General features: G+C 64.5%; 16 protein-coding genes. 6 read left to right on the top strand and 10 right to left on the bottom strand.

The features are described 5' to 3' along the window. The first annotated feature begins 5 nt into the window (after positions 1-5). The 3 genes from VHK65_09315 (at position 6) to VHK65_09305 (ending at position 3,315) form a co-directional block, all read left to right on the top strand. Positions 6-320, top strand: a complete 315-nt coding sequence (locus VHK65_09315) for a DUF1801 domain-containing protein (protein HVS06347.1) — start codon at positions 6-8, stop codon at positions 318-320. Further along, positions 317-1,495 carry a Gfo/Idh/MocA family oxidoreductase gene (locus VHK65_09310; protein HVS06346.1) on the top strand — a complete coding sequence of 393 codons (1,179 nt, stop codon included), beginning with the start codon at positions 317-319 and terminating at the stop codon, positions 1,493-1,495. Before VHK65_09315 ends, VHK65_09310 begins: the two co-directional genes overlap by 4 nt. A 113-nt stretch (positions 1,496-1,608) precedes the next feature. After that, positions 1,609-3,315 (top strand): MASE1 domain-containing protein, encoded by a 1,707-nt coding sequence (locus VHK65_09305; protein ID HVS06345.1) that lies wholly within the window; start codon positions 1,609-1,611, stop codon positions 3,313-3,315. 21 nt (positions 3,316-3,336) lie between these two features. Here VHK65_09305 and VHK65_09300 read toward each other — a convergent pair whose 3' ends face one another. The 3 genes from VHK65_09300 to VHK65_09290 form a co-directional block, all read right to left on the bottom strand. Next, positions 3,337-3,843 carry a hypothetical protein gene (locus VHK65_09300; GenBank protein HVS06344.1) on the bottom strand — a complete coding sequence of 169 codons (507 nt, stop codon included), beginning with the start codon at positions 3,841-3,843 and terminating at the stop codon, positions 3,337-3,339. Between the two features lie 21 nt (positions 3,844-3,864). Next, positions 3,865-4,287: a twin-arginine translocation signal domain-containing protein gene (locus VHK65_09295; protein HVS06343.1), complete on the bottom strand. Its 423-nt coding sequence runs from the start codon at positions 4,285-4,287 to the stop codon at positions 3,865-3,867. A 163-nt stretch (positions 4,288-4,450) separates the two neighbouring features. Continuing rightward, a complete protein-coding gene (locus VHK65_09290) occupies positions 4,451-6,064 on the bottom strand; it encodes an MDR family MFS transporter (protein ID HVS06342.1) in 1,614 nt (537 codons plus the stop codon). A gap of 62 nt (positions 6,065-6,126) precedes the next feature. On the opposite strand from VHK65_09290, the gene VHK65_09285 reads away from it, so the two are divergent. From VHK65_09285 to VHK65_09275, 3 genes are all read left to right on the top strand, one after another. After that, the gene (locus tag VHK65_09285) at positions 6,127-6,567 is read left to right on the top strand and encodes a type II toxin-antitoxin system prevent-host-death family antitoxin (GenBank protein ID HVS06341.1); all 441 of its coding nucleotides are present in this window, start codon (positions 6,127-6,129) and stop codon (positions 6,565-6,567) included. Beyond that, positions 6,564-6,944 (top strand): PIN domain-containing protein, encoded by a 381-nt coding sequence (locus VHK65_09280; protein HVS06340.1) that lies wholly within the window; start codon positions 6,564-6,566, stop codon positions 6,942-6,944. The genes VHK65_09285 and VHK65_09280 overlap by 4 nt, the downstream gene beginning before the upstream one ends. A gap of 193 nt (positions 6,945-7,137) precedes the next feature. Next, positions 7,138-8,535: an MFS transporter gene (locus tag VHK65_09275; GenBank protein ID HVS06339.1), complete on the top strand. Its 1,398-nt coding sequence runs from the start codon at positions 7,138-7,140 to the stop codon at positions 8,533-8,535. A gap of 60 nt (positions 8,536-8,595) precedes the next feature. Here the strand turns inward: VHK65_09275 and VHK65_09270 are convergent, their stop codons facing one another. The 7 genes from VHK65_09270 to fdnG are packed head-to-tail and all read right to left on the bottom strand — an operon-like array spanning position 8,596 to position 16,398. Then, entirely contained in the window at positions 8,596-10,152 is a 1,557-nt protein-coding gene (locus tag VHK65_09270; protein HVS06338.1) for an AMP-binding protein, read from the bottom strand. A gap of 22 nt (positions 10,153-10,174) precedes the next feature. Further along, a complete protein-coding gene (locus VHK65_09265) occupies positions 10,175-10,891 on the bottom strand; it encodes a haloacid dehalogenase type II (protein HVS06337.1) in 717 nt (238 codons plus the stop codon). Positions 10,892-10,898: 7 nt separating this feature from the next. Next, positions 10,899-11,399 (bottom strand): LLM class flavin-dependent oxidoreductase, encoded by a 501-nt coding sequence (locus VHK65_09260; protein ID HVS06336.1) that lies wholly within the window; start codon positions 11,397-11,399, stop codon positions 10,899-10,901. After that, positions 11,400-12,293, bottom strand: coding sequence for an NrfD/PsrC family molybdoenzyme membrane anchor subunit (gene nrfD, locus VHK65_09255; protein HVS06335.1), 894 nt, complete (start codon positions 12,291-12,293; stop codon positions 11,400-11,402). Further along, complete coding sequence (locus VHK65_09250) at positions 12,293-13,066, bottom strand: 4Fe-4S dicluster domain-containing protein (GenBank protein ID HVS06334.1); 774 nt, start codon at positions 13,064-13,066, stop codon at positions 12,293-12,295. Before VHK65_09250 ends, nrfD begins: the two co-directional genes overlap by 1 nt. A gap of 3 nt (positions 13,067-13,069) precedes the next feature. Further along, complete coding sequence (gene fdhE / locus VHK65_09245) at positions 13,070-13,849, bottom strand: formate dehydrogenase accessory protein FdhE (protein HVS06333.1); 780 nt, start codon at positions 13,847-13,849, stop codon at positions 13,070-13,072. After that, a complete protein-coding gene (gene fdnG, locus VHK65_09240) occupies positions 13,849-16,398 on the bottom strand; it encodes a formate dehydrogenase-N subunit alpha (protein ID HVS06332.1) in 2,550 nt (849 codons plus the stop codon). Before fdnG ends, fdhE begins: the two co-directional genes overlap by 1 nt. Positions 16,399-16,410 lie beyond the last annotated feature (12 nt).

Here is a 16,410-nt window from a genome sequence, read left to right as displayed (position 1 = left end):
GACGCGTGCGCGAGATCATCCTCCGCGCTGACCGCCGGATGACCGAGTTCGTGAAGTACGGGACGCAAACCTTCGGCTACGACGGCGACTTTGCCACCTTCGTCCAGGTGACCAACGAGAAGCAGGTGTCATTGATGTTTAATCGCGGAGCGCGGATTCCAGGAAAGTTCGCCCATCTCGAGGGGACGGGCCCGAGCGCGCGCTTCATGCGCTTCGCCGACCCGGCCGAGGCACAGGCGCGCCCCGCTGAGCTCGGCAAGATCGTTGTTGCCTGGTGCTCGCTCACTCCGGCCGAGCGGGGTTCCGCTAAGAAGGCGTGAGTACACGGCCGTTCACCGAAGTCGGCGCCGCCGTCGTCGGAACGGGCTTTATCGGCGTGGTGCATGTCGAGGCCTTGCGCCGGCTGGGCGTGCAGGTGCATGGCGTGGTTGGATCCAGCCAAGTCCGGGCCGCGGAACGCGCCGCTGCGCTCGGGCTGCCGTCCGCGTACGAGAGCTTCGAGGCCATGCTCGCTGACCCGCGGGTCGATGTCGTACACATAACGTCGCCGAATCACCTTCACTACCGGCAGGCCGCAGCGGCCTTGGCTGCGGGCAAGCATGTCGTTTGCGAGAAGCCGCTCGCGATGACGTCGGCTGAAACGGGGGAGCTCGTTCGGCTCGCGCGGGCGAGCGGCCTCGTCCATGCTGTCAACTTCAACATCCGCTTCTATCCGATTAACCGCCATCTACATCAGCTGGTGCGCGAAGGCGGGCTCGGTGACGTCCGCCTCGTGTCTGGCCATTACCTGCAGGACTGGCTGCTCCTCGACACCGATTGGAATTGGCGGCTCGAGCCAGGACTGGGCGGGAGCCTGCGAGCCGTTGCCGACATCGGCTCACACTGGATGGACCTGACCAGCCACGTCGCCGGGCAGCGGATCGTCTCCGTGATGGCCGACTTGAAGACCTTTATCCCGGTCCGCCGCCAGCCCATCGGGCCGGTTGAAACCTTCTCCGATAAGCCGTCCGGTGCGACAACCGCCCGAACGATCACGACCGAGGACTGCGCGACCATCCTGCTCCGCTACGAGAACGGGGCGATCGGCAACCTGACCATTTCGCAGATCAGCGCCGGACGCAGGAACACGCTCGAGTTCGAAATCGATGGATCCACCTCCGCCGCAGCCTGGAACTCCGAGCGTCCCGACGACCTGTGGATCGGCAATCGCGGAAAGCCGAACGAGCTCCTGCCACGCGACCCGGCCCTGCTGAACCCGGAAGGACGTGATGCGGCTAGCTTGCCGGCCGGACATAACGAGGGCTTCGCGGACACGTTCAAGGCGCTGTATCGAGCGGTCTACCGCGCGGTGGCCGGGGATGGCGCGGCCGAGCCCGACTATCCGACATTTGTCGATGGGCACGACTCGATGCTCGTCTGCGAAGCGGTCGCGCGCAGCGCCCGCCAGGGTTCCTGGGCGTCGGTGGACCGCACGGCGCCTGTGCTCTCCCGGTAACCGCCGGGCAGCGGACGTCGCACGGCTCGGCCCACGGGAAGCCGAAAAACCACGATGCGTCCAGTTACTTGATTAAATTTGGGCAATCTGCTACCACCTAGGCATCAGTGCCGATGAGACCCTTCGAACGAACAGGTAGGGCATTTCTCGGGCTAGCGCTGGTTGCCCTGGCCTATTGGCTGGCGGCTCGCCTGAGCTTGAACCTGGCGCTGGTGCATGGCCAGGTAACACCTGTCTGGCCTCCGACGGGGATCGCGCTGGTAGCGATGCTCCTGATGGGCCGCCGGGCCTGGCCGGCTATCGCCATTGCCGCGTTCGCGGTCAACCTTCCAATTAGCCCCTCACCACTGGCTGCGGCCCTCATTGCCCTCGGCAACACGCTGGCTCCCCTCGTTTCAGTCGAGCTGCTCCGGCGAGTCGGCTTCCACCGCGAACTGGACCGGCTGCGCGATGCGATCGCCCTCATCGTGATTGCGGCTCTAGCCGGCATGATGATCAGCGCGACCATCGGGAGTGTCGTGCTCGTCCTCTCAGGTGCCGTTCCGGCGACCGAATTCGGGCCGACGTGGGCGGTCTGGTGGACCGGAGACGCGATGGGCATCCTGCTTGTGGCGCCACTCCTCTTGAGTATTCTCGCGCGCCCTTCCGAACCAGTCCTCAGTTGGCGACGGCGTCTGGAGCTGGCGGGTCTGCTGGCCGGCACGGCCGTCGTGACCTACGTGCTTTTCCAGAATCGGCTGCGGCTCGAATACCTGGTTCTTCTTCTGATCATGACCACGGCCTGGCGGTTCCGCCTACGAGGTGCCGCACCCGCGGCGCTGATCGCGTCGGGAGTCGCCATCTGGTCAGCCCTCCAGGGGGTCGGCCCCTTCTTTGGCGAGACGCTGCTCCAGAAGATGGTTACCCTCCAGGTCTTCAACGTCAGCGTGGCGGTGGCATCGTTCCTCCTCGCCGCCTTTGTGGACACGCACGAGCGTGAGGAAGAGATGTCCCGCCTTTACGAGTCTGCCAAGTACGCCAGCGAGGCCAAGACTCGCTTTCTCCACCTGGCCGCGCACGAGTTGCGGACCCCGATCACGGTCTTGACCGGCTATTTGTCGTTGATGTCCGATGGCACCCTCGGTGCTGTCCCCGACGGATGGAAAAAGTCGCTCGATATCCTGATTGGCAAGACTCGGGAGTTGAACCGAATCGTGGCCGATCTCCTCGAAGCCTCGCGAATCGAGGCGAACGCGTTGTCACGCAATCCGAGCCAGATCGACCTGCGGAAGGTTGTCCGCGATGCCAGGGAACGCGCTCTGCCCCGGGCCGTTCTGGTCGGCGCGGAGATTACAAACGGCACGACCGACGATCCGGTTGTCGTGGAGGCTGATGCAAGCCAGGTCGGTCGCATCCTGGACAATCTCATCAACAACGGCCTGTCGTACAGCCTCCAGCCGGCGCGGCTGTCGATCAGTCTGTCGGCCGAGGGGGATCGGGCCGTCGTGCGGGTCGCGGACAACGGGGTCGGCATTCCTGAGGACGAACGGGAGCGGGTCTTCGAGCGCTTCCATCGGACCAACGAACCTGCCTTCCGCAGCATTCCGGGCACGGGGCTCGGACTGTATATCAGTCGGCAGCTTGCCCAAGGTCACGGAGGCAGCCTCGTGATCGAAAGCAGCACGCGACGTGATGGGACAGTCTTCGCTCTCGCCCTCCCGCTCTCGGTGATGGCGCCAACCCCGGTCCTGACAGTCCCCGACGATCCGAGCGAAGTATCCGCCCCGACAGCCGACCTGACCGAGGCGCTGACGCTGCCCGCTGGCCGACGATTGGGCTGACAGGGCTTGACGCCGACTAACTCAGGAGCCTTGCTGGCCGCTTCCTCCTGACTGTTCGTTATCCTCGCCGGCGAAAAAGCTGCCGTTGCGCTCATTGACGAGCTCCGCGAATGTCTCGTGCGACGTGCTGGCGGCCGCCGACTGGAATTTGAAGTGCTTGCTGGGTACCTTGCACGACCAAGCCATCGTGGCGTGGGTCAGGATCCCCTTAAAGGTGAACCGGTTGGGACCTGAATCGGTCGCCTCTGCCTTGCCGGTATTGCCCTTCCAGTGCATGTCAAACGATGCGGTGGCGGCATCGGGCGGCGTCTGCGTCGTTCCTGGCGGGAGGGCCGGCAGCGAGTTCGCCAGCTGTCGATAGTCCTTGAGGCGGAGGTTGTGGACTTGGTAGCGCGCGCCATCGTCGAGTTCGTCCGCGTCGACGTGGACCCAGCTATCGGGGATCCGGACCGTCCAGAAAAGGCCGCTGGGCGCGATGCCCGGGCTCAGGTCGTGTTTCTGGTGAGTATCGGGCGCCAGAGGATCCACCGGACCCTCATAGATGTCGAGTCATATGAAGCCGAAAGTTCCTTCGTGCTCCTCGCCATCCATCCCGATGTATTCGCCGCGCATGAACCGGTTGTCGCTGTCGAAGTTGACGGTCTTCGAGTCTCCCGTTCGCGTATTCCAGGCGGTGCCGGTGCCCTGCACCGCCGCGACCCCGGTGGTTCCCCGGTAGTTGAAGATCGTGCTCGGCTCCACCCCGGGACCGAGAAACGCATGGTAGCCGGGAAAGAATCCGCCCGGAATCGGAACCGGATCCCGGCCGGACGCGTCGGCGAGCACCGGGAACCACATCGGCGAGGTTGCGACCGCGGCCGTAGCGACGGCCGTTGTCCCGAGAAACTGCCGCCGCGACATCGCGCGCTGCCAGAAATGATCGTGTCCCACATAGGGACGGCGGGCCACTGCCTGCCACATGCTGTCGCCCATTTCCCCTCCTTGAAGGCCAAACCCCGACCCTGCCCTCCCCCAGATGGGGAGGGATTGAGTCCCTGCTTTCCCCAACAAGCAGAGATCCCTACCTAGGCGACGATACGCCGGTCACTCAGGGTGTCAATACTTGTCTTGGCAATACCTGAGGCCGCTCCGGAGTTCAGCCGGTCGGGTGGTCCTGAATCGTTCCTCGCAGTGGAATCTCGGGAAGGAAGAAGCTCGTCAGCAATCCCAGGGTCATCAGTACGGTGGCCAGGATGAACGCCCGTTCGACGCCGATCGACAGGCTCACCCGGATCGCGGTCAGCACCTGGTGCGCCAGTGCGGGCGGGAGCTTGCCGAACGCTTCCGTCAGTCCCTGGTTCTGACCCGCAATCAGTCCCTGGGCACCCGAGGTCGCGGCTTTCGCCAGCTGCGCGCCACTGCCCGCGGGCAGGTGCCCGGGCAGCTCGTTCTTTAACGTCTCGATGACGATCGTTGCCATGATCGGAATGCCCATCACAGCGCCGAGGTTGTTGAAGAACTGGCGCGCCGCATTGGCGGTCCCGAGCATCCGGTACGGGAAGGCGCTCTGGACGACGACCGACAGAGTGGGGAAGACAGCCCCAACGCCAGCCCCGGTCACGACCATGGCGATAGCGGCCTGGCTGAACGACGAGTCCGCCGACAGACGTGACAGTAGGAACGTGCCGATCACCGCGAGGGCAAGGCCGATGTGCGTCTGCGTTCGGTATCGACCGGTCCGAGTCGTCAGCTGGCCCCCGACCAGGCTGCCGAGAACGAAGCCGACCATCAAGGGCGAAAGCACGAGGCCGGCGTCCTGCGCGCTATACCCCTGCACGCCCTGGGCATACAGCGGCAGAAACGTCAGCGCGCCCAAGAGGGCCATACCGACCACAAAACTCAGGATGACCGCCACGGTGAAGGCCCGACTCTCGAAAAGATGCAGGCTCAGGATGGGCTCGGCGACGCGGTTTTCCCACACGGCGAATACGACCAGCAGGACCGCGCCGCCGGCCAGTGCAGTGATCACCTGGACCGAGTCCCAGGGATAGGTGATGCCGGCCCAGGTGAGCGCGGTCAAGATCGGGACGACGCCGCTCACGAGGAGGATGATGCCGAGCCAGTCGACGCGGACCCGGCCGCGACCCACGACCTTCGGCAGGAGAACGGCAATCAGGACAAGCCCAATCAGCCCGAGCGGCAGGTTGACCAGGAAGACCCAACGCCAGCCGAAATGATCGGTGATGAATCCGCCGACCAGCGGGCCGATGACGCTTCCCAGGCCAAAGACGCTCACGATCAGGCCCGTCCAGCGACCACGCTGACGAGGAGAAAAGATGTCGCCGATGGTGGTCACGGCCAGCGCCATCATCGCCCCGCCCCCGATTCCGGTGAGGGCCCGAGCCGCGATCAGCTCACCCATGTTCTGGGAGAGCCCGGAGATAGCGGACCCAAACAGGAAGAGCGAAAGCCCGGCGATGTAAAAGGGCCGGCGTCCGAAGAGGTCGGAGAGCTTCCCCACAACCGGCACCGTCACGGATGACGCCAGCAGGTATGAGGAGAAGAGCCAGGCGTAGAGATCGAGCCCGTGAAGCTCGTCGACGATCGTCGGCGCTGCGGTCGACACGATCGTGCTGGTCAGGACCGAGGTGAACTGGACCAGCATGATGGCACCCAGCACCCAATACCGGCGATCGGCCGGAATCTGGTTGGTGAAGACTGGCTGAGTCCGCGTCGGTGACGGCGGGCTGGGTTGCGCGTCGCTCGTCAAGACCTTCAGTTTACCGATATCGGGTGGCGTAGCAGAGATGCTACAATAGATTTCGCAGCATTATGGAGAAGTCGGCGGCCGGGATCAGGCGGCGCGCGTTCCAGCTTCGAGAAAAGGGCTTCACCTACGCGCTGATCGAAAAGCAACTCGGAATTCCGTACGCGGAGGCCAAGCAGTTAGGCCACGAATATGACGCCAGGCACGGCAAGCCGAGAAAAGTCGTTCGAACTGTCGCACCCGAGTCACCCGGCTCAGGGCCTATCCGGATTCCTGTTCGAGATCTGCGGAACGATAGCGCGGGCATCCTCCGTCAGGTCGAAGCGGGGCGCACTTTTCTCATTACGGTGGCCGGACGCGAAGTCGCGGAGTTGGGGCCCGTTCCCTCGCGATCCAGATTCGGATCGAAGTCCGCCCTCGAAGCGATTATCCGAGAGGCCCCGCTTGACGACCAGTTCATGCGCGATGTCAACGACGTGGTCGGCGAACGCATCGACGAGCTATGAAAGGGTTAGTCGACACGTCGGTCTTCATCGCTAGGGAAGCCGGTCGCCCGCTTGATAGCCTGCCCGACGAACCCGCAGTATCCGTCGTCACGCTGGCCGAGCTGCACCTTGGCGTGCTACGTGCCAGAGACGCCCAGACCCGGGCCCGCCGCCTTCGCACTGTCAGCAGGGTTGAGCGCGAATACGACGCGATCCCCATCGATGCAGAAGTCGCACGAATCTTCGCCTCGATCGTTGGGGAAGCGCGAGCCGCCGGCCGTCGTCCCCGGGTGATGGATGTGTGGATTGCGGCTACCGGTGTCCGACACGGCCTCGTAGTCTTCACGCAGGATGCTGATTTCGACGACATCCCGCAGGTTCAGGTTCAAAGGGTCTAGAGAACCTCGCGCGAACCCGTAATACCCCCTTCACAAGAGGCGGCTCATCGTGCATTCTTAGCAGGGGAGAGGGCGGGAAGGGAGGTGGTGACGCGCCCAGCGCGAGGCGGCTGGGACACGCTTGACGCCACTTGTCCCTCCTCCGAGGAGGGGACCATACGGGGGTTTATCCCATTTCAGGAGGTGATTGCGCGTGGCAGTGACAGCGGCTTCGGCTGACGAACGAAAACAGCTCAGGCGGGCGGTCGTCGCCAGCACGGTCGGAACATCGATCGAGTGGTATGACTTCTTCCTCTACTCCACCGCGACCGGTCTCGTTTTTGCGAAGCTGTTCTTTCCCAATTCCAATCCCGTGGTGGGGACCCTCAACGTCTTCTTGATCTACGCGGTGGGGTTCATCGCCCGGCCGATCGGGGCGGCGATCTTCGGCCACTACGGAGACCGCATTGGGCGCAAGACGACCCTGATCGCGACTCTTCTGCTGATGGGCATCGCTACGTTCCTTGTCGGTTTTGTGCCCAGCTATGCATCGATTGGCATCTGGGGTGCAGTCCTCCTGGTCGTCCTGCGCTTCGTCCAGGGGGTCGGCGTCGGTGGCGAGTGGGGCGGCTCGGTGCTGCTGTCGATGGAATGGGGCCATAAGGGGGGGAGACGCGGCTTAGTCGCGAGCTGGCCGCAGTTCGGCGTCCCTGTCGGTCTGTTCCTCGCCAACGGCGCGTTGCTCATCATGAGCAACATCGCCGGCCCAACCGGCTTTGCGAACTGGGGCTGGCGAGTTCCCTTCTACTTCAGCATCGTCCTGGTCGCGGTTGGCCTCTATGTTCGGTTGCAGGTCTTCGAGACGCCGCTTTTCCAGAAACTGCTGGACTCGAAACGAATCGAATCGGCTCCGGTCACGCAGGTCATTCGTCGAAACTGGAAGGAGATTCTGCAATCCGCCTTCCTGCGGCTGTCAGAGCAAGCGCCGTTCTACATCTTCACGGCCTACGTCTTCACCTACGGGACGACGGTTCTCAAGCAGCCGCGTAACTTTGTGCTGTACGCGGTGCTTGCCGCCTCAGTCCTCTCCTTCTTCTCCATCCCGCTGTTCGGGTACCTGTCCGACCGCATTGGCCGGAAGCGGGTGTACATGGCCGGCGTCGCCGCGATGGGCGTTTGGGGCTTCATCTATTTCGGTCTGCTGGACACGAAGGTTGCGGCCCTGATGTTCATCGCCATCTTCCTCTCGCTGATTCCGCACGACGCGCAATATGGCCCGCAGGCGGCGCTCATCGCGGAGAGCTTCACGGGACGATTGCGCTACAGCGGCGCATCGCTCGGCTACCAGCTCGCGTCGGTCATCGCCGGCGGGCCGGCGCCCCTGATTGCGGTGACGTTGTATAGCGGGCCGAAGTTCTTGGGCATCGGCGCCTACAAGACCAGCCTCGCCGTTGCCCTTTACATCCTGGTCTGTGCCGTGATCTCCTTTATCGCCGTGGCGATGGTCAAGGAGCGTTCGAAGCAGGACATCTCGGTCGAGTACGACGATCAACCGGCCGCGGAGATGGTCGGCGCCGGGCAGCGACCGGCGCAGCAGCCGTCTCGCGCGTAGCGCACTCTGAGCCTTCCACACCTTTTCCTCCCCCGCTCGCGGGGGAGGGCGGGGTGGGGGCTACCTGAGCTGTGAGCGGGCGACCTTTCCCATCGCGTTGCGCGGGAGAGCGTCGATGAAGCGCACCGCGCGCGGGCACTTGTAGGTCGATAGCCGCTCGCGCGCGTAGGCGATCAGCTCCTGCGCATCCACCGGAGAGCGCACGACCACGAACGCGGTGACCTCTTCGCCCCAGCGTTCAGACGGCAGCCCGGCCACCGCCACCTCCGCCACTGCCGGATGCTGCTCGAGGACCATTTCGACCTCGCGTGGGTAGACGTTGTAGCCGCCGGAGATAATGAGTTCCTTGATACGCCCGCGAATCGCGAGCGTTCCGTCCTCGCCGATCTCGCCGACGTCGCCAGTGCGAAACCAGCCATCGGTGAAGGCGTCGGCCGAGGCCGCGGTATTCCGCCAATAGCCCTTGAAGACCTGGCCGCCCTTCAACTGGACTTCGTCCTGGTCACCGAGCCGCACCTCAACGCCTGGCAAGGGGAAACCCACGCGGCCCGGCTGGCGCGGCCCATCGTACGGGTTGGAGACGACGATCCCGCCTTCGGTGATGCCATAACGCTCCAGAACCGGTTGTCCGAGGATTCGCTCGCAGCGCGCAAACAGGGTCGTGGGTAGGGGAGCGGAGCCAGCGACGAAGAGCCGAATGTGACGCAGATCAGCCGGGTTTTTCTCGAGGTAATCGCAGAGGCGCTGGTACATCGCGGGTACGCCGAAGAACATGGTGCCGCCGGCCTGGAGCTCGCGAATGACGTTCTCCGGGGTGAACGGCACAAGGACGGCACAGCCGCCGGCGATCAAAGAGCCGTTGAGCGCGATCGCAAGCCCATGAACATGGAACAGCGGCAGCGCCAGCACGAGCCGGTCCGTCTTCGTCCATCGCCACGCCTCGACCACGCCGCGCCCTTGCGCGAGGAGGTTCCCGTGATCGAGCAACGCGCCCTTAGGCCGGCCCGTCGTGCCAGAGGTGTAGAGGAGGAGCGCGGGACTATCGGCGTTGAGGCCCCCACCCTCCCCTCCCCCGCGAGCCGGGGAGGGAGTAGCTGTGCCTGCGAGGGGGGAGGGAATTGTCCCTGGGTCCGAGGAGCCGATTTCTTCAACGCGGACGGTCGCTCGAAGGGCAGCCAGTCGCGGGCGGAGCGCCTCGACCAGGGCTTGCCGTCCGGCATCGACCACCGCTACGGCGGCTTGGCTATCGCCCAAGATCTGCTCGGCCTCGGCGGCCTTAAAGGCCGGATTCATGCCAACGACGGTCGCGCCCAGCACCTGCAGCCCGAGGTAGGAAATAATCCAGGCGCCCGAATTCTCGGCAAACATGGCCGCGTGGGTTCCCTGAGTGACGCCCGCCTTCTGGAGGCGACTCGCGGCGCGGCCAGTAGCCGCCCGGAGTTCGTCGTGGGAGAGGGCGATCTCGCCGGCGACGAGTGCTGGATGTGCGCCCCCTCGCAGCAATGCCTCAGGCAGGTTGCCGCGACGAAGGTAGCGACGGGCGGCCTCGTCCTCGAGCGGGATCTCGCTACCGGGCTGCAGGTGAACCGCCCAGGCCGGCTTCACGCGCATAGCCATCGCTACTAGGATCGCACGGTCGTCAGGCGCCGAGTTGGGACGCCAGATCGAGGAAGTCGTCGGCCACGATGTCGACCGAGATGTCGAGCTTTTCCGGCTTGCCGGCGCCCCATTCCTGAGGGCGCCGCACGAATGCTGTCCGCATCCCCTGGCCGGCGGCGGCGGCCAGGTCATAGGTGTGGGAGGCCACCATCATCGACTCTTCGGGCCGAACGACAAGCAGATCGGGCACCAGGCGATAAACGCGGGGATCCGGCTTATAGGTCCGCACCAGCTCGACCGAGAGGACGCAGTCGAAGGGGAGCTGAGCCGCCCGGTTGAGGTCGACCAGGTGCGCCATGCCGCCGTTCGAGAGCGTGGTCAGAACGTAGCGCGAACGCAAGCGGGACATCCCGCCAACGGCATCCGGCCATGGCGGCAGGTGGTGCCAGGCGAAAACCAGGCGGTCGAGGTCTGCCTCGGTCAGCGACTGGATCGACAGTTCGCCGATGAGCTCACGCAGTGACGCGCGATGAACCCCGTCGAGCACCTGCCAGGGCATCTCGCCGCTGCGGATGCGGCTGAGGTACGGCAGATACTTGCTCCGCCATCCGTCGGCGAATGCCGGCGCGTCGACCGTTATCTGGCGCTCCTTCGCGATGCTGGACATTTCTGCGGCGACCCCGCCGCGCCAGTCGACGACGGTGCCAAAGACGTCGAAGGCGAGCACCTTGAGATCCAATCGAGCGCCAGGCGCCATGCGACCCTTAGCCTTGCGCCAGCATCAGGTCGGAACGGTCGATCGCGTCTTCGGGATGCCTCAAGATGTCGAGCAGTCTCGGGTCGAGCGGGACCAGCACACCGTCGAAGTCGGGCCGGGCCTCCTCGAGGGTTCGCGCCCACGCCTCTCGATCGGCGGGAACCCCGACCCGCCGCCAGCGCTCTGATCCTGAAAGACCCCCACCCTGCCCTCCCCCGCGTGCGGGGGAGGGGATAAGAGTGATGACGCGCTGGCGGGAAAGGTGCTGGAGGGTCTCAAACCCCCTCGCCGACCCTCCCCCCGCGGGGGAGGGAGTATTGAGCGTGATCAGCCCAAGGCGCAGCCGGCCAGTTACCGCGGCGATCGCCGCCAGCGCCAGCATCGGATCGTAGCCATCGCCTTCCTCCAGCCAGATGCTGTCCGCGCCGGCCGCCTCCATCGCGCGCGCGTCGGCGAGGAACTCGCCCGGGTCCTCGAACCGGGAGGGCAGGAGGACCCCAACCTTCATCTAGGCCTGGGCGCTGAAAATGATGACGGCGCGCAGGGCAAGCACGCCGACCAGCACCAGCACCGGCACCACCACGGGTGGAAGCTGGCGCAGCAGCGCCGGACGCCACTCGGCGACAAGCGGCACCAGGGTGCCGATCAGGACCACCAACCAGAGGAGGATCCAGCCACCGCCCAGCACCTTCGACACAACGCCGCCCAGCGTGATCAAGAACAGGGCGATCAAGACCAACTCGAGGATGATGAAGTACCGGTCCGCCAGCATCAACTTGCCGTCCGTGACCGCGGCGTCGCGCCGGCCGTGGCTCAGCAGCAAGATGGTAGCGGCGGCGCCGCTCAGCCCCGACGCGAGAAATAGGGCGCCGAGCGTCCACGTATCGCTCCACACCGGCTGATTGCTCACGGCGAGAAGCACACCCGTGTACGACGCGATGAAGAAGCCGACGATCGCGCCGATCACCATAAACGCCTTCCCCAAAGCGCTGCCCATGACGCGGCCAGCGCCCGCGAGCACGCGCCAGCGCAGGTACCCGCCCTCACCGACGGCGGCCAGGAACATCACGAACGAGAAGAGCCCGAAGATCAGGAGCCCCCACGACCCCACCGAGATCGGCGAGTACGCCTTGAACGCCGGTACGCCTGTCCCGACATCGACCAGCATGTGCCAGAAGCGGAACGGCTGGCCCAGGTCAAGGGTGAGGAGGATGGGGCAGAGCAGCAGCAGCGGGAAGCTGATGATGAAGGCGAGTCGCGAGGCCGCGGCGTCTGCCGCACTGCCCCAGAGCCGCAGCATGGTGCCGATGACAAAGGCACCGCCGGAGATCCCGGCGAAGAAGAAGTACAGAAGGATGTACCAGGCCCAGCCCGGCGCCACGACGAAATGCTCGCCGGGCATCAGGGCTTTGCCTCCCCGCGGCGGCGGAAGGCGATCAGACCCGCCACGGCCGCTACGACGGCGGTGACCACGGCGCCCAGGTAGCCGGGAATGTTGTTGCGGCTGGGCAATACCGCGCTTTCGGTACTGGGCAGGCTATATGTCTCCGGTTTGTCTGTCAGCAGGAAGAAGGCGTGCAAGCCACCGTACTCCTTGTCGCCGTAGATGCGAGCCTCGCTCATGCCCTGCGCATGCAGAGTGGCGAGCCGTGTCGCCGCAGTCTGGCGCATCTCATCGAGCGGGCCGAATTTGATCGACTGCGTCGGGCATGCGGTCGCGCAGGCCGGCTTGAGGTTGTTTTGCAGGCGGTCATAGCAGAACGTGCACTTTTGCGCCGTCCCGGTGTTGCTGTTGAAACCGATGACGCCGTAGGGGCAGGCCGAGATGCAGTCGCGGCACCCATTACAGACGTCCTGCTGGATGAAGACCGTGTCGAACTCGGTTCGGACGATGGCATTGGTCGGACAGACTTCCAGGCAGCTGGCGTTGGCGCAGTGCTTGCAAACGTCCGACATCATCGACCAGGCGATCGGCTTATCGGGACTCTTGGTCGTTTGTTCGACGAAGCGAACGTGGCGCCAGTTGGCGTGGTCGAGCTGGCCGGTGTTGTCGTAGCTGCCGCGAAACTCGAGCGGGTTGTCGGGCAGGCCATTCCATTCCTTGCACGCCACCTCGCAGGCCTTGCATCCGATGCAGAGCGTTGTGTCCGTGAAGAATCCGACCGGTTGTGCCATGCCTCAGTTCCCCATCAGGTTCGGCGTGATTTTGGTCAACCCCTGGTCGCGTGCGTACAGGTCGAGCGGTAGCGCGGCGATCTCGTCCACGACCGGCACAGCGCGAGTGTCACGACGCAGGTCAAACGTTAGGAGGTACTTCCCGCAAGTCTGGCAGCCGTCGACGCGGACGTGGGGGAACCGTTCCTGTTCCTGGAAGATCGGAAGCTTGGTGCCGGTCGATTCACCGCATCCGGCGCAGGTCATCCGGGAGAAGATCCAGTTAGTGGCGCACCGGGAGCAGACGAGGTAACGCGGGCCGCTGACCAGCGCCTCGCCGGAGACGGCGAAGTACGACAGCTGCGGGAGACCTCCGCATGCCGGACACTGGAGTGAAGAGCCTCCGCCAGAGTTGGAAGGAGATGCAGCCAAGGATTCAAGAAGGGGAGAGGCCGAAGCGCGAGCAAGATAGGTCTCGACGGGATTCAAGGTTTCCTGGTCCAACCAGCGCTGGATCAACTCCTCGAGGTTGGCCGACGCGTATACCGCGACCACGCCGTCGCGCAGCGCCCGCGGTCCACGTTCGACGGTGACGTCGATGACTCCCGGGAGAACGTGGTCTACCGCGAAGGAGGCAATGTTGTGAGGGGAGGGAATTCTACTGGCGGCCTCCTGGACGACCGTGAGGGCCTGGTACAGATGGAGCATCTCCGCCGCGTGCGGATAGCGCTCGGCGAGTTCTGCCGCGCGCTCCCGACGGAGCGGCCACGGATTCGAGGCGACTGCGGCTTCCAGCACCTGCATCAGATCTTCTCCAGATTCACGAGGAAGGCTTTGAACTCCGGCGTGTAGGCATTGGCGTCGCCAACGAACGGCGTCAGCGAGTTGACCAGCCAGTTCGCTCCCTTGTTCGGGTCCGCGTCGGCCGAGACGCCGACGAAGCCCCAGTGAATCGGTAGCCCGACCTGGAAGATCTTCTGGCCGTCGATCATCGTCGGCGCGAGCCGCTTCGTCACCAGCGCGAGGACCTCGATCTTGCCGCGCTTTGAGCGCACCCGCACGCGGTCGCCGCTCTTGATGCTCTTCTGGGCAGCGAGCTCCTCCGGGATCTCCACGAACGGGGACGGCTGCAGACCGGCCAGTAGGGGGACGTGCTGCGTGACGTAGTGCTCGTGCTCGGTGAGCCGGTAGCTGGTGGCGACATACGGATAGTCGGCGACGGTGCCGAAACTGTCCGTTACCTTTGCGTACTTGCCGCCGCCACCCGTAAAGATGAAGGCGACTGGCGATTCCGACTGGCTTGGATGCAGCGGATTCTTGACCGGGGCCTCCATCGGCTCGTAGTGCTCGGGCAAGGGACCATCGAGCATGGAATTCGAGAAGAGGCGACCAGTGCCTTCGCCGGTCATGATGAAGGGCAGCCAGGCGTTCGGGTCCTGGGTATACGGCTTCATCGTTGCTGGATAGTCGGGGACGTCGCCCACCCACTTGGCCTGCGTTGCGTCCCACTTGATGGCCGCACGCGTGGGGTCCCAGGGATTGCCGGCCAGATCGGCGGAGGCGCGGTTGTACATGATGCGCCGGTTCAGCGGCCAGGACCATGCCCAGTTCGGGAAGAATCCCATCCCGGTCGGGTCATTCTTGGCCACGTCCTGCACGCCGGCGGTCCGCTTCATCAGGTTGCCGCTCGCCGGGTAGCTGCCGGTGTAGATCCAGTCGCCGGCGGTGGTGGTGCCGTCGTCCTTGAGGTTGGCGAACGAGCTCAGCCGCGTTTTCGTCGTCAGGTCGAAGCCGTTGACTTCCTGGGCGAGCTCGTCCAGGGTGGGCTGCTTCGGATTGGCGTAATTCATGGTCAGGGCCATCACCGGGTCGGGGAACTTGCCGCCCTGCTGTTGGTAGAGGGCCTTGACCCGCGTCAAAAGGTCGGCCAGGACCCAGTGGTCGTGCCGGGCGTTGCCTTGCGGCGGGATCACCTGCTCCTTCCACTGCGACCAGCGGCCGCTGTTGACGAACGACCCGTCTTTCTCGATCCAGTGCGTGGTCGGGACCATGAAGACTTCAGTCTGGATCGACTTCGCATCGACGCCCGGGCGACGCCAGAACTCTGAGCTGGTCGTGGGAAGCGGATCCATCACCACCAGCCACTTGAGATTCGCCAGCGCCTGCATCACGCGGTTCGAATCGGGACCGATACTGGTGGCGGTCATCCCGCTCAGGATCAGCCCCTGCATCTTGCCCTTGAGCGCCTGGTCATAGATGGACATCCAGGAGGAGTTCTGCCCCGGCTTGGGGATGAAGTTGAAGGCGAAGTCGTTGGCCTTGGTCGCGGCGTCGCCGTACCAGGCCTTGAGCAGGCTGACCAGGAATTTTTTGTAGTTGGTACCAAAGAAGTTCCACGAATGGGGGTCCAGCTTCTTGGGCGCCTGGGCCGCGACGTACTGGTCGATGGTCGTCCGTTGCGGCGCCGGGATCTGCAGGTAACCGGGGAGAATTTCCCAGGATATGGCGTGGTCGGTGTTGCCCTGGATGTTGGCGTGACCGCGCTCGGCGTTCATGCCCCCGCCCGCGCGGCCCATGTTCCCTAACAGCAACTGCAGGACGGCGCCGGAGCGGATCAGCTCGCCACCGGTGGTGTGATGGGTCAGGCCGACGGCGTAGACGATCGTCATCACCTTGTCGGGCGTGCCCATCTGACCGACCAGCTGGGCGATCCGCATGAACTGATCCTGGGGAATACCCGTGATCCGCGAAACCATCTCTGGCGTGTAGCGCGAATAGTGCTGCTTCATCAGCTGCAAAACAGTCTGCGGGTCCTGCAGCGTCACATCGCGTTTGGCGATGGTGGCAATCGCTCCGCCAGCCGGCGGATGCGCCGCGTTGTAGGCGTCACTGGCGGCGGTATCGATCTGGTAGCCCCAAGACGAGGTGTCGTACTTGCGGTTCGCCGCATCGTAGCCGCTGAATAGGCCGTCTTTGAAACCGTAGGCCGGCTTCACGAGGAAGGAGGCATTCGTGTAGTTCTTCACGTATTCGTCGTGGTAGAGGTTGTTCTGCAAGACGTAATTGATCAGCCCGCCGAAGTAGGCGACATCGGTGCCGGTTCGGATACGGGCATAGATGTCGGCCATTGCCGAGGTCCGGGTGAATCGCGGGTCGGCGTGGATGATCTTGGCGCCCCCGCCCGAGCCGGGTCCGCGCTTGGGGTCGTTCTTAGCGGCGAGGAACCACTGGAATCCGACTGGGTGCGCCTCGGCCGGGTTGGCGCCGTTGATCATGATGAGGTCGGCGTTCTTGATGTCGCGCCAGTGGTTGGTCATAGCCCCTCTCCCGAATGTGGCGGCCAAACTGACCACCGTGGGGCCGTG

The organism is Candidatus Dormiibacterota bacterium, from assembly GCA_035544955.1.
Classification (GTDB): domain Bacteria; phylum Chloroflexota; class Dormibacteria; order CF-121; family CF-121; genus CF-13.
Note: the sequence above shows the minus strand (reverse complement) of the source record. Positions and strands in the feature narration are given on the sequence as shown.